We start from the raw sequence: 12,798 nt of genomic DNA, 5'->3' as shown, positions 1-12,798 counted from the left end.
CCCGTCCGCGAGGTTCCCGAGGACTACAGCGGGATATTCCCGTGCTTCTTCGGCGGGTTCCGGTCGGCCTTGTTCTGCAGCATCTCCAGCGCCCGGATGATCTTCGGTCGCGTCTCCCGCGGGTCGATCACGTCATCAATGAACCCGCGGCCCGCCGGGATGTACGGGTTCGCGAACCGCTGCCGGTACTCCTCGATCAGCTCCTTCCGCTTCGCCTCGGGGTCGGCCGCCTGCGCAATCTCGTCCCGGTACACCACATTCGCCGCGCCGTCCGGCCCCATCACCGCAATCTCGCCGGTCGGCCAGGCAAAGTTGATATCTCCGCGCAGGTGCTTCGACGACATCACCAGGTACGCTCCGCCGTAGGCCTTGCGCAGCACCACCGCTACCTTCGGCACCGTCGCCTCACTGTAGGCATACAGCAGCTTCGCCCCATGGGTGATGATCCCGTTGTACTCCTGCGAAGTGCCCGGCAGGTAGCCCGGGACATCCACCAGCGTCACCAGCGGAATGTTGAAGCAGTCGCAGAACCGCACGAACCGCGCAGCCTTCCGGCTCGCATTGATATCCAGCGACCCCGCAAGGTGCATCGGCTGATTCGCCACGAACCCCACGACCCGGCCGCCCATCCGCCCGAAGCCGACCACGATGTTCGGCGCGAACGCCTCCTGCACTTCCATGAACTCCCGGTCATCCACAATCCGGTCGATCACGTCCCGCACGTCGTACGGGCGGTTCGGCTCCGCCGGCACGATCGTCAGCAGGTCCTCCTCCGTCCGGTTCACATCGTCGTTCGTGGGCACATACGGCGGGTCCTCCGCGTTGTTCGAAGGCAGGTACGAAAGCAGCCGGCGAACCTCCGCCAGCGTCGCCTCTTCCCCGGCAATGGCGAAGTGCGCCACGCCGCTCTTCGCCGCGTGCACGTCGGCGCCGCCCAGCGTCTCCTGCGTCACCTCCTCCCCCGTCACAGAGCGCACCACGTCCGGGCCGGTAATGAACATGTAGCTCGTTCCCTCCGCCATAAAGACGAAGTCCGTAATCGCCGGGCTGTACACCGCACCGCCCGCGCAGGGACCCATGATCACGCTGATCTGCGGAACCACCCCGCTCGCCAGCGTGTTCATCGCGAAAATTTCGCCGAAGCCCCGCAGGCTCTCAGGCCCATCCTGGATGCGCGCCCCGCCAGAGTCCTGGATGCCGATGACCGGCGCCCCCGTCATCATCGCGAGGTCCATCACCTTCAGGATCTTCTCGGCCACCGCTTCGCTCAGGGAGCCGCCCGCCACCGTAAAGTCGTACGAAAAAACGTACACCGGTCGCCCATCCACCTTGCCCCAGCCGGTCACCACCGACTCCACGTTCCCGCCTTCAAGCGAGCCCCTCGGCCGCATCAGCATGTCCAGCTCTTCGAAGCTGCCCGGGTCCAGCAAAAGGTCCAGCCGCTCCCGTGCCGTCAGTTTGCCGCGGGCATGCTGCGCCTCGATGCGCTTTTCGCCGCCGCCCAGCGCGGCAGCCCGCTTCAGGTCGATCAACTGCTGGAGCTTTTGCTCAGCCGTCAACTGTTCGGTCATCCTGGCCTCAGCTCGTAGGGGAGTCTGGCCCCGCTGTCTTGAAAAGCTGCAACGCGCGGGCCGTGCCAGCCGAAGATAGCATCCTCCCGCCTCCCGGGCGATTCGCGCCCGCTCCGCCCGCGCCGCTCATGGCCCCGCCGCTGCAGCCGCCGGCTCCTCCGCCCAGAAACGGCCATTGCTGCGCGCATTCCGCGATGGTCGCGTCGGCCCCTCCGCCAGGATGCGCACCACCTCCGAAAACGCGCTCGCAAACCCCAGCGGCGCCCCCAGCCGCGACTCCGCCTCTTCCACCGTCATCGAATCCAGGAATTTTTCGCCAAAGTAGTCCAGGCTCGGCCGCGGCAGGATAAAGCAGTCCGGGCGCTCGCCCGCCAGGCCCTCCACAAAATCCTGACCGCAGACCAGCCCGCTCACGTTCACCCGCTCGCCGAACACCCGGTTCGTCACCCCCCGGACCTGCACCTCCGCCCCCGTCAGCTCGCTGAACTCCCGGGCCACCTCACCCAGGATTCCCGCCATCAGGTGGGCCGTCCCGACCACCGCCCGCCGACCCCGCACGCCCGGCGGCGCCCCTCGCTCGCGAAGCCGACGGCGCGTCCGGGCCCAGTCATCGAGCAGCACCCGCACCATCCCGATGCCGTTCTCGTACTGCGGGAACCCGTCGTACGCTCGCCGGCCCGGCACCGGTACCCCCGCCGTCACGTAATATTCGTCGCTGCATTGCACCACCGTCGCCCCGAACCGGCGCCGAAACTCCCGCTGCAGCGGCCGCAGCAGCCCGATCACCTCGCGCGCATACGCCGGAGTCGGCCGCTCCAGCGGGATGCCGTCGCGCTCCAGCGCCCACTGCTCCAGGCGCGGGCTCGCGCCCACCGGCACCACGCTCACCGTCAGCACCGTCGGGTACAGCTCGCCCAGCTCCCGCACCGAGCGCACCAGGTGCTCGCCATCGTTCACCCCGGGGCACAGCACGATCTGGGTGTGGGCCTGAATGCCCAGCTCAGCCAGGCGCCGCAGCTGCGCGAGGATGTCGGGCGCCTCCGGGTTCGCTAGCATCCGGCGCCGCAGCTCCAGCTCGGTCGCGTGTACTGAAACGTTCAGGGGGCTCAACCGCTGCTCCTCGAGCCGCGCCCAGTCCTCCCCGGTCAGGTTCGTCAGGGTCACGAAGTTCCCGTGCAGGAACGAAAGCCGGTAGTCGTCGTCCTTCGTGTAGAGCGTTTTCCGCATCCCCTTCGGCAGCCCCTTGAGGAAGCAGAAGAAGCAGTTGTTATTGCAGAGGATGACCTCGTCCCACGTCGCCCGCTCGAACTCCCAGCCGATGTCCTCGTCGATCGCCTTCTCGAACACGATCAGGTCGTCGAGCCCGTTCGCCTTTCGGACGAGCACCTCTACCTCGGGCTCGGCCGCGTAGAACTGCACATCCACCACGTCCCGCGGCACCCGGCCGTTCACCCGCAGCACGGCGTCCCCCGGCTCCAGACCCGCCAGCTCCGCCAGCGACCCCGGCCGCACCGACGCGATCACCCCCGGCTGCGGTTCCCTGCGCACCCTTCGATTATGGCATGACCGCCGGAACGAACCCGGCCGCGGGCCGCCCGCGACGTCAGGCGCCCGCCCCGACCAGCTCCCGGATGCGCGCCTCCACCGCGTCCACCGAGAAGTCCGGCGTCGAGGCCCCGGCCGTCAGCCCGATCCGCTCGACCCCCGCGAACCACGCCGGCTCCAGCTCCTCCGGCCCCTCGATATGGTACGCCCGCGTCCCCTGCTCCTCTGCCACCTCCCGCAGGTGCCGCGTGTTCGCGCTCTTCTTCCCGCCCACCACGATCATCACGTCCACCCGCCGCGCCAGCTCCGCCGCCGCCTCCTGCTGGCCCGTGGTGGCATGACAGAGCGTGTTCACCACGTGAATTTCGAAGTTGTAGTCGCGCCGCAGCAGCATTAGGTTCGCCACAAACCGGGCGAAGTCCTCCATCTTGTGCGTCGTCTGCGCCATCACCCCCACCTTGTTCGGGAAGCCGCCCGGGAACTCCTCAACCAGCCTCCGCAGCGACTCCAGGCTCGCATCCGGCACGATGGTCGCCGCCGAACGCCCCGACCCGTCCACCGTCCACCCCACGATTCCCCGCACCTCCTTGTGCCCGGGGTCGCCGAAAATCAGCACGTGGTACCCCTCGCGCACGAACTTCTGCCCGTACCGCTGCGCGCGCGTCACAATCGGGCAGGTCGTATCGATAATCTCCAGCCCGCTCGCCTCAAGCTCACGCACCACCCGCTCGCCAACCCCGTGCGCCGTGATTGCCACCCGCCCGCGCTGTACCCGCTCGGCCGTCGCTTTGCCGATGTCCCCATCCACCTCGTCCGGACCGGGCAGCTGGACTACTCCGCGTGTCTCCAGCGCCCGCACCACGTGGGGGTTGTGAACGATTTCGCCCACGCTGAACACCTGCCGCTCCGGACTCGCCTCGGCTTCCATCATCTGCACGGCGCGGCGCACCCCCATGCAGAAGCCCATGTCACGCGCGCGGAGAATCTCGACCATCTGGCTCCCCGGGCTGCTCCGAGCCCTCACTGCCAGTATAGGGACCGACATATTCCGGCGGTAAGAGCGCCCGGATGGCCCCGAAGATCCGCTCCGTCAGCTCGCCCACCTGCTCCTCGGTCGGCCGCTTCACCCGCTCCACCTGCATCGGTTCCCCAATTACCACCCGGAAGCGCGGCCGCCGCAGCAGCACGAGCGGATTGCGCAGCTTCTCGGTGCCTGTCACCGCGCACGGCAGCACCGTCGCACCGGTCCGCAGCGCGATGACCGCCGTCCCCGGGTGCGGCTTACCAAGGTAGCCGGTCCGCGAACGCGTGCCTTCCGGGAACATCCCCAGCACACCGCCCTGCCGCAGGATCCGCTCCGCCGTCAGCATCGCCCCCAGGTCAGCGTCGAACCGCCGCACCGGGAACGCCCCCCACAGCCGCGGGATGATCCCGAACGGGTAGCGGAACAGTTCCACCTTCGCCATCCAGCGGATGCGCCGCTTCGCGATGGCCGCCCCCACGATCGGGGGGTCGGCGTTGTTCAGGTGGTTCGAAACCACGATCAGCCCGCCCTCGCGCGGCACATGCTCCCGCCCCACCACCTCCCACCGAACCACCAGCCAGAGCGCACCGCGCAGCAGGTAGGTGCACGCCCAGTAGAACGCCGGGGCGAAATGGTGCCAGCCCGGGCGCGGCATCTTCAGCTGCATCCCAGCACCTCCAGCGCAAACCGGACGACCTCCTCGAGTGTCAGGTCGGTCGTGTCGATGACTACCGCGTCCTCCGCCGGCCGCAGCGGGCTCGTCTCCCGCGTCGAATCCAGCCGGTCGCGCAGTTCGATGTCCCGCCGCGCCTCTGCTGCCTCCTGCGCCATGCCCCAGCGTCTCGCCTGCAGGCTCCTGCGCGCCGCGCGTGCCTCCGGCGATGCCTCGAGGAACAGCTTGACCGGCGCATCGGGCAGCACCACTGTCCCCACGTCCCGCCCGGCAAGGATCGCCGGACCCCGCTGCGCAATCGCCCGCTGGGCCTCCACCATCGCCCGCCGCACCGAAGGCAGCGCGCTGTAGTCGCTCACCCGGTGCTCCACCGCCGGCTCCCGCAGCCGGTTGGTCACATCCTTCCCGTCCAGCAGGATGCGGGTCGTGGTCCCGGCCTCGGCCCGGATGTCCAGCCCCGCCGCGAACTCCGCCATCGCCGCGTCCTCAGCGGGGACGCCCGCCTCCAGCGCCGCCAGCGTCACGGCCCGGTACATCAATCCCGTGTCGAGGAACAGGAAGCCCAGCCGCTCCGCAAGCGCCATCCCCAGCGAGCTCTTCCCCGAAGCCGCCGGGCCATCGATGGCAATCGGCCAGGGCGCGCACGGTTCGTTCGTCATCGGCGCGATGGTAGACGACCACGCCCTTCCGGCCTATCGCTCCGCTCCTGCCCGGCCCCGGCCGCCCGCGCCGCCCGGTAGAGCGCCGTCACCTCGGCATCGCTCAGCTCACGAAACGCGCCGCTCCCGAGGTTCCCGAGCCAGACCGGCCCCACGCGGATGCGCCGCAGGAAGACCACCTTCCGCCCCAGCGCGGCTGCCATCCGCCGGATCTCCCGGTTCCGACCCTGCCGCAGCGTGATCAGCAGCCACGCGTTCGCACCGGTCCCGGGCTCCACGTCCCCCGGCGGCGCGGTCGGCTCCACCGAGGCCGCCCGAAGCCGCTCCCCGTCCACCTCGATGCCGCGCACCATCCGCTCCAGATCCCGTTTCGAAAGCGCGCCGTCCAGCCCGACGAGGTACTCCTTCTCTACCTGGTAGCGGGGGTGCGTCAGCAAATCGGTCAGGTGGCCGTCATTCGTGATGATCACCAGCCCCTCGCTGTCGCGGTCCAGCCGGCCAACGGGGTGCAGCTGCACATCTCCGATCGGCACGAGGTCGAGGACCGTCTCCCGGCCCTGTTCATCGCGCGCCGTGGTCACGAACCCCGCCGGCTTGTTCAGGGCGAAGTAGCGGTACCCTTCGCGGCGGATCGGCTCGTCATCGACCAGGATCTCGTCCGTCTCGGGGTCCGCCCGCGCCCCGAGCGTCTGCACCACGGTCCCGTTCACCTTCACCCGGCCGGCAAGAATCAGCTCCTCGGCCTGGCGGCGCGAAGCCACCCCCGCGTGCGAGAGAATCTTCTGCAGGCGTTCCTCAGCCATCGCTCCCACTCCACCACCCGACCTGCCCCCGTGCAAGCCCGCCTACCGGGCGATGAGCGGCGCCCCGGCCAGGTGCGCCCCGGCATCGACGATCAGCAGCTCCCCGGTCACATGGTCCGCCCCTTCCAGGAACCAGACGGCCGCCTGCGCCATGTCCTCCGGCGTCCCCGCCCGGCGCAGCGGTGTCGTGCGCTCCTGCGCTGCCTTCGCCGCCTCGTAGGCAGCATCGCCCATCCCGCTGCGCAGCCAGCGCCCCTGGATGAAGCCCGGGCAAATGGCGTTCACCCGGATCTCCGGCCCCAGCGCCCGCGCCAGCGAGAGCGTCATCGTGTTCAGCGCCCCCTTCGATGCCGCGTAGGCAATCGAACTGCCGATGCCCATCACCCCCGCGATGGAGGAAATGTTCACCACCGCGCCGCGCCCCTGGGATTTCATCTGCGGCGCGACCGCCCGCGTCATCTGGTAGGCGCCGATCACATTCACCGCGTAGATGCGCTGGAAATCTTCCGCCGTCAACCCCTCGAGGTTCGTGTGGTCCACGAACTTCGTCACCCCGGCGTTGTTGATCAGCCCGTCAATCCGCCCCCACTTCGCCACCGCCTCCGCGGCCATCCGCCGGCAATCCGCATCGTCCGCCACATCCGCCTGCACCAGCAGCGTCTCCACCCCCACCTCGCGGCAGGCTGCTTCGGTCTCACGCGCCTCCGCTTCTGACTTCGTGTAATTGATCACCACGTTGCAGCCCTTGCTGGCGAGCAGCCGGGCGCACGCCGCGCCCACGCCCGTCGCAGAGCCCGTCACAATCACCACGCCGCCGCGAAGGTCCATCGTTCAGCTCCTCCAAATCGCACCGTTCGGCTCGCGCCTTGCGCCCGGCAGTCTACGCCCCGCGCACCCCATCGGCGACTCGCCTCACGCCCGGAAGGCAAGCCCCTCCCGCCGCAGCGAGACGAACCCCTTCGCGCCGATCACGACGTGGTCGAGCACCTCGATGTCGAGCAGCTCGCCCGCCGCGATCAGCTCCCGGGTCACCTCCACGTCCTGCGCGCTGGGCCGCGGGTCTCCCGAGGGGTGGTTATGCGCCAGGATCACGCTCGTTGCTTCCAGCATGATCGCCTGCCGGAAGGTCTCCGCCGGCCGAATCGTCACCGCGCTCACGCTGCCGCCGCTGACCGGCGCTACCCCGCCCAGCAGCCGCCCCTTCGTATCGAGCGGCAGCGCGTAGAACTCCTCTCGCGTCTTCCCCAGCAGCCGCGGTCCCAGCAGCGCGAAGACCGCCTCCGGCCGAAGCAGCGGCGGCTGCTCGCCGGGGTCGATCGCGTGCACCCGCCGCCCCAGCTCGAGCGCAGCAGCCAGCTCCGCCGCCTTCGCCGGCCCGAGGCCGTCGACCGTCTGCAGCGACGCGGCGTCCGCCCGCACCAGCCCCCGGAGCCCGCCGAGCGTCTCCAGCAGCCGCCGCGCGAGGTCCACCACGTTCTCCCCCTTGCGGCCCGTTCGCAGCAGGATGGCCAGCAGCTCCGCATCGGCCAGCACCCCGGGGCCGTGTTCGAGCAGCCGCTCGCGCGGGCGTTCGTCGCCTGCCCACTCGCGGATGGTCCGGTAGGGCACGCGGTCCGGCCGCTCCCCGGTCGGGACCGCGTCAGTCACGCGCCACCTGCGGCACGCGGATGCTGACCCCGCCGCCTGCCGGGCGGGTTGGCGTCGACGTCGGCGTTGCCGTCGGAGTCGGCGTGCGAGTGGGCGTGGCCGTTGCGGTCGGGGTCGGAACCTCTTCCACCACGTAGTCGAACCAGCAGTCCATCTGGCGGCAGCCCTCGAGGATGTCGTTGAGCAACTCCTCGTCGATGCGCATCGCCTCGTTGTACCCCTGCGACCCCACCCCGCGCACATGCACCCCCACAACGTAGCCCAGCAGCTGCGACCGGTTCGTTGTGTTGGTCAGGATGACCGCCGAACCGCTCTGCCCTGGCGCCGTGTCGATCTGGTGCACCAGTACGTACGGCTCGACGGCGAGGAATGCGGGCTGGTAGCCGAACCACATCGTCCCGTCCGGCCTGTCCCCCGGGTAGCCCACGATCGCCGGCTCGATGTCCGGCAGCGAAAGCGTCGATGTCGAAAGCACCGCCACCGTCAGCCAGCCGACCTCCTCGCCCGGCGACCCGTCCCCGAGCACGATGAGCCCCCAGTCCCAGTCGTCGCCGCCCGTCGCGTACCATGCGTCCGGCACCCACCAGACCTCCGCCCAGGCGTAGCCGAACGGTTCGAAGGCCCCGTCCTTGCCCGGCACCACCCGGATGTTCTCGACCCACCCGGTGTCGATGTCGTACAGGCAGTGACCTGCCGTCAGCAGCACGGCCGGCGAGATGAACGTCCCCGTGCAGGTGCCGAGCTGCTCATCGAATTCGTCGTACAGCTCCAGGTACGCGATCGCCGACCACGGGAACGACGCCGTATCAGTAATGCGCACGCGCCCGTCCACGCCGATGACAGCCGCCCCGCCTGCATCGGAGGCCGGCTCCGGCTGAAACGCGGGGACGGGCCGCACCCGCTCGTAGACGTGCCCGGCGCGCGGGTACCCGTTCTGCCCTTCGGCCGCCGAGTCGCTCGGCCAGGCCGCCCCGGCGAACGCCAGCCCAAGCCCTGCAAGCGCCAGCACCACCAGCGCCACCCGATGCATCGGCGCTCAACCTCCGCCCTCGAACCCGGTGCTAACTGGCAGTCCCGCAGCCGCCCCGGCCGGGCCAGCGCATCATAGCCGAATCAGTCGCGCGCCAGCAGCGGGACCCGAATCGGCGCCGGCGAAGGCCGCGGCGTCGGCGTCGCGCCCGGCGTCCGGGTCGGGGTCGGGGTTGGGGTCATGGTGGCGGTTGGCGTTGGCGTGGAGGTCGCTGTCCGCGTCGGCGTCGGCGTCAGCGTGGGAGTCCTGGTCGGCGTAGGGGTCGGCGTCCCGGGCGAATCGGTGACAACGTAGGTCGTCAGCGAGTCGCCCAGCTCCCGTGCCCAGTTCTCCAGTGCCAGGAGCGCGTTGATCGTGAGCCGCGGAGAAATGTTCATCACCGGCCCGCCCCCTGAAACAACGCTGACAATCAGCGAGAGATGCGGCGTTACGACCAGGATCGGCGATCCGCTCTGGCCGAAGTAGATGTCTGCCGTCGTGTAGATGAACGTATCGTCCGCCGCGAAATTGGTCGTGCTCGTCTCCCACATTGACGCAGGTGGTTTGTCCCCGGGATACCCGACCGTATACAGGTACGAATCGGGGCGGGACATAATGGAGTCGCTGAAATATCCGACGCGGGCGAACGGCCCGAGCTGATTCGCGGTCCAGGTGCGTTCCCCGATGGACAGCAGGCCGACGTCGTAGGGTGACGCCGGTCCCGGCACCCCGACCGGCAGCGACCCGCGGCCATCCGCCCAAGCCCTCGGCACAATCGCGTCGTACGGGATGCCGTAGCCAAAGGGCGGGCCCGAGGGGGTCGCTCCGGGAAACACCACCGCGGAGCTGACCTGCCATCCATCCTGATAGATGCAATGAGCCGCCGTCAGGACCAGGTTATTGGTTACCAGGACGCCGCTGCAGTGGCCGTTAATGTGTCCATGGAAGTCGTAATAGACAATGAGGACGACAGTTCGATAGAACTCCCCTGTCGTATTCAGGACCGCTGTGCGGTCGTCCGGAGGAAATACGGTAGCCCCGCGCGCATCCGGAACCTGTGCAAGGTACTCGATCGCGCGCTCGACAGCATCTGGTGGAGGCGTTTCGAGTCGACGAACAACCGGCTCGAAAGCGTCGTCCCCGGGCCGCTGGTCCGCAGAAGCGCTCCATCCAGTGGCCGAAAACGCTGCAAGGGCAAGTCCAAGAAACGTCAACAACAGCGCCCGGCGCATGTTCGCCCTCCCCGAGGAATGGGGGCAGCATGCTCCGCCCGGGCGTCACCACCTGACGAGTTCCTCAATCACCCCGCGGCCCCGCAAAACATTCACAATTCCCGCCGCCGCTCGGTTGGGCCCCCGCCCTCTGCCGCAGTTTCGTCGCCCGGTCCGTCCACCACATCCGCCCATACCAGCACCGCCGAGTGCGGGAAGTAGGTCACCTCCACCCAGTCGCCCTCGCGCACCCCCGCAATCCCGTGCGCGTCTGCCCGGAGGATCTGTCGATCGACCCGCAGGTAGTACGTCTTCGCCACCAGCGAATCCCGCCGCGACCACATCCGCGTCACCCGCCCGCGACGCTTTCGGGGCTGCGTGAACAGGTCCAGCACCGATTGCACCGCCTGGTAGCCGAACAGCAGCGCCAGCAGGCCCAGCACCACCACAAGGAACCACGTCGAGCCGCCTTCGCCGCCACGGAACGCCCGGTCGATGAAGAAATAGACGAAGGCGCCCGCGGCCACGAGCCCCAGCGGCGTCCACAGCACGGCGGACCTCAGGATGCCCGCTCGCACCGCCCGCGTTTTCAGCTCGCGCTCGAGCTGGGGGTCGCCGTAGGCGCTCATGGCAGCCGAATCTCCATCCCCACTGTAAGCGTATCCGGGTCCAGCCCGGGATTGACTGCCAGGATCGCGTCCACCGTCGTCCCGTTATCCAGCGCGATCTGGAACAGCGTGTCGCCGGACTTCACCGTGTATACCCGCGCGGAGGGCGTCGGCGTGGCCTGTGCCGTCGGGCTTGCGGCGGGGCTCGCCGTTGCGGTGCCGGGAGCCGTGGTCGCTGCCGGCGTCCCCGGCTGTGGCGTGGGCGAAGGCTGGCCGCCGCGCGGCGTTGGCGTGGCGGTTGCCGTCACCGCCGGCGTTGGGCTCGGCAGCTCACGCACCAGTGGCGCCTCCCCGCCGCTCGATGGCGGCCGAATCAGCAGGAACGCCGTGATCAGGGTCACCAGCCCCAGCGCCGCCAGCGACCCCCGGAACACCCGCGCCGAGGGCACGGCCGTTTCGGGCGCCATGCATCGCAGGCAGACCTCGCCCCCGTGCTCCTCGCAGTAGAGCCGACCGCAGCTCGGGCAGTCCGCGACCGCCGCGCGCTCGCAGTAGTGGCACAGCGTCTCGCTCATCGCGACGCTAGGGTACGCGCTCCCGGCCCGCTCGGGAAACGCGCCGGTTCAGACCGGCTCAATGGTGGCCGTCAATCCGGCCGCTTCGAGGCAATGCCGATAGTGCTCGGCTGCCTCTTTAGGGCATTCGATGACCGTCGCCCTGCCGCGAAGATGCGCCGTCAGCATGATCTCCGCCGCCTCCTCCAGCGTCAGCGAAGGCACGCAGCGCCGCAGCGTCCGCACCACGTAGTCCATCGTGTTGTGGTCGTCGTTGTGCAGCACCACCCGATACGGCGGCAGCAGCCGCTCAATCACTTCAGGGTCCAGCTCCACCGTCGGCGTCGCCATCACCCCAACGTTACCCAACCCTCCCCCACCCGGGAACCGGGAGCCCACCTCCGCCGCCGCGGCCGCCCCAGGGAGCCTCCCGCCGCCGCGGCCGCCCCAGGGAGCGGGGAGCAGGGAACCGGGAGCAGGGAGCCGAGGGAGGTGGGAGCGGGGAGCCGGGAGCGAACCAACCTCCCACCTCCCACCTCCCACCTCCAACCTAAAAGGGCCCCGGCTGGCTGCCAGGGCCCCTGCTGAGGTGTGCTGTGGTGCCCGTTCCCCGCTCCCCGCTCCCGGTGGGGCGGGGAGGCCCCGGGGATGGGCTCCCGGCTCCCGGGAGGGGAGGCCCCGGGGAGGGGCTCCCCGTTCCCGGGAGGGGAGGCGCGGGGTGGGGCTACCGGTTGGTGCGGCGGCCGAGGGCGAGGAACCCGAGGCCGAGGCTGAGGGTGATGAGCCCGAGGACCATGAGCAGGGTGCTCATGCCCGACTGCCCGCTGCCGAAGCCGAAGCCCGTCGCGGGCGCCAGCGGCGTCGGCGAGGTGCCCGGGCCCGGCGTCCGCTCACCCGCGACCGTCGAGGTCGGCGACGGCTGCGACGGCGGCGGGGTCTCCGACGGCGTCTCCGACGGAGGCGGCGTCGCGGTGCTGGTCGGCGGGGTCGGGGTCGACGTCGGCGGCGTCGGCGTGGTCGTCACCGGCGGCTGGCAGCGGTTGTCGCTCGGGTCCACGCACGGCGGGTTGTAGTCCCGGATGTTCAGGAACTCGAGCGTGACCACCTGCCCGCCCTGGGTCGGCGCCGCACTCTGCGAGATGTACTGCGGCGTCCAGCCGGGCTTCTGCGTCTCGGTCACCGTGTAGCTGCAGCCGATGGCCGGCGGCAGGTTGGTGAACTCGACGATGCCCTGGGCGTCGGTGGTGCCGGTCTGCGGGGTGATGCCGCAGCCCGCCAGGGTGAACGACCAGCCCTGGCCGTTGGAGGTGAAGCCGACGACGTTGAGCGTCTTGTGGACTCGGATGGTCACCCGCGCCTGGTTGTAGAAGCAGACCGCGGCCTGCGGGCTGACGGTGGTCAGCAGCACGCTCGCGTTCCCGGTGCCGGTCGGCTGCGCCGGGCAGGTCACGCTGTCCCCGACGATGCTGCCGAACGCCCAGCCGAGGTAGGCGT

General features: G+C 69.7%; 13 protein-coding genes and 1 pseudogene. All 14 read right to left on the bottom strand.

Annotated elements, in window-relative coordinates; all coding sequences use genetic code 11:
• Positions 1-23: 23 nt before the first annotated feature.
• Positions 24-1,571 (bottom strand): acyl-CoA carboxylase subunit beta, encoded by a 1,548-nt coding sequence (locus tag VAE46_RS01320; RefSeq protein WP_322795102.1) that lies wholly within the window; start codon positions 1,569-1,571, stop codon positions 24-26.
• A 126-nt stretch (positions 1,572-1,697) separates the two neighbouring features.
• A complete protein-coding gene (locus VAE46_RS01315; RefSeq protein WP_322795101.1) occupies positions 1,698-3,119 on the bottom strand; it encodes a DUF512 domain-containing protein in 1,422 nt (473 codons plus the stop codon).
• A gap of 55 nt (positions 3,120-3,174) precedes the next feature.
• On the bottom strand, positions 3,175-4,110 hold the full coding sequence (gene ispH, locus VAE46_RS01310) for a 4-hydroxy-3-methylbut-2-enyl diphosphate reductase (RefSeq protein ID WP_322795100.1): 936 nt from the start codon (positions 4,108-4,110) through the stop codon (positions 3,175-3,177).
• Positions 4,085-4,807, bottom strand: a complete 723-nt coding sequence (locus tag VAE46_RS01305) for a lysophospholipid acyltransferase family protein (RefSeq protein ID WP_322795099.1) — start codon at positions 4,805-4,807, stop codon at positions 4,085-4,087. The genes ispH and VAE46_RS01305 overlap by 26 nt, the downstream gene beginning before the upstream one ends.
• The gene (gene cmk / locus VAE46_RS01300) at positions 4,798-5,472 is read right to left on the bottom strand and encodes a (d)CMP kinase (protein ID WP_322795098.1); all 675 of its coding nucleotides are present in this window, start codon (positions 5,470-5,472) and stop codon (positions 4,798-4,800) included. Before cmk ends, VAE46_RS01305 begins: the two co-directional genes overlap by 10 nt.
• Entirely contained in the window at positions 5,469-6,275 is an 807-nt protein-coding gene (locus tag VAE46_RS01295) for a pseudouridine synthase (RefSeq protein ID WP_322795097.1), read from the bottom strand. Before VAE46_RS01295 ends, cmk begins: the two co-directional genes overlap by 4 nt.
• Before the next feature lie 42 nt (positions 6,276-6,317).
• Positions 6,318-7,103 (bottom strand): SDR family oxidoreductase, encoded by a 786-nt coding sequence (locus tag VAE46_RS01290; RefSeq protein ID WP_322795096.1) that lies wholly within the window; start codon positions 7,101-7,103, stop codon positions 6,318-6,320.
• 84 nt (positions 7,104-7,187) lie between these two features.
• Complete coding sequence (gene radC / locus VAE46_RS01285; RefSeq protein ID WP_322795095.1) at positions 7,188-7,922, bottom strand: RadC family protein; 735 nt, start codon at positions 7,920-7,922, stop codon at positions 7,188-7,190.
• Positions 7,915-8,952: a trypsin-like serine peptidase gene (locus tag VAE46_RS01280; protein WP_322795094.1), complete on the bottom strand. Its 1,038-nt coding sequence runs from the start codon at positions 8,950-8,952 to the stop codon at positions 7,915-7,917. The genes radC and VAE46_RS01280 overlap by 8 nt, the downstream gene beginning before the upstream one ends.
• Positions 8,953-9,035: 83 nt before the next feature.
• Positions 9,036-10,163 (bottom strand): trypsin-like peptidase domain-containing protein, encoded by a 1,128-nt coding sequence (locus VAE46_RS01275; RefSeq protein ID WP_322795093.1) that lies wholly within the window; start codon positions 10,161-10,163, stop codon positions 9,036-9,038.
• A 92-nt stretch (positions 10,164-10,255) separates the two neighbouring features.
• The gene (locus VAE46_RS01270; protein WP_322795092.1) at positions 10,256-10,771 is read right to left on the bottom strand and encodes a hypothetical protein; all 516 of its coding nucleotides are present in this window, start codon (positions 10,769-10,771) and stop codon (positions 10,256-10,258) included.
• Positions 10,768-11,325, bottom strand: coding sequence for a LysM peptidoglycan-binding domain-containing protein (locus VAE46_RS01265; RefSeq protein WP_322795091.1), 558 nt, complete (start codon positions 11,323-11,325; stop codon positions 10,768-10,770). The genes VAE46_RS01270 and VAE46_RS01265 overlap by 4 nt, the downstream gene beginning before the upstream one ends.
• A 48-nt stretch (positions 11,326-11,373) precedes the next feature.
• Entirely contained in the window at positions 11,374-11,655 is a 282-nt protein-coding gene (locus VAE46_RS01260; protein ID WP_322795090.1) for an ATP-dependent Clp protease adaptor ClpS, read from the bottom strand.
• A 373-nt stretch (positions 11,656-12,028) separates the two neighbouring features.
• A pseudogene (locus tag VAE46_RS01255) lies at positions 12,029-12,798 on the bottom strand (prealbumin-like fold domain-containing protein); the annotation flags it as partial.

This window comes from Tepidiforma sp. (assembly GCF_034433535.1).
Lineage (GTDB): Bacteria > Chloroflexota > Dehalococcoidia > Tepidiformales > Tepidiformaceae > Tepidiforma.
The sequence above is the reverse complement of the archived record's forward strand: the minus strand, read 5'-3'. Positions and strand labels throughout refer to the sequence as shown.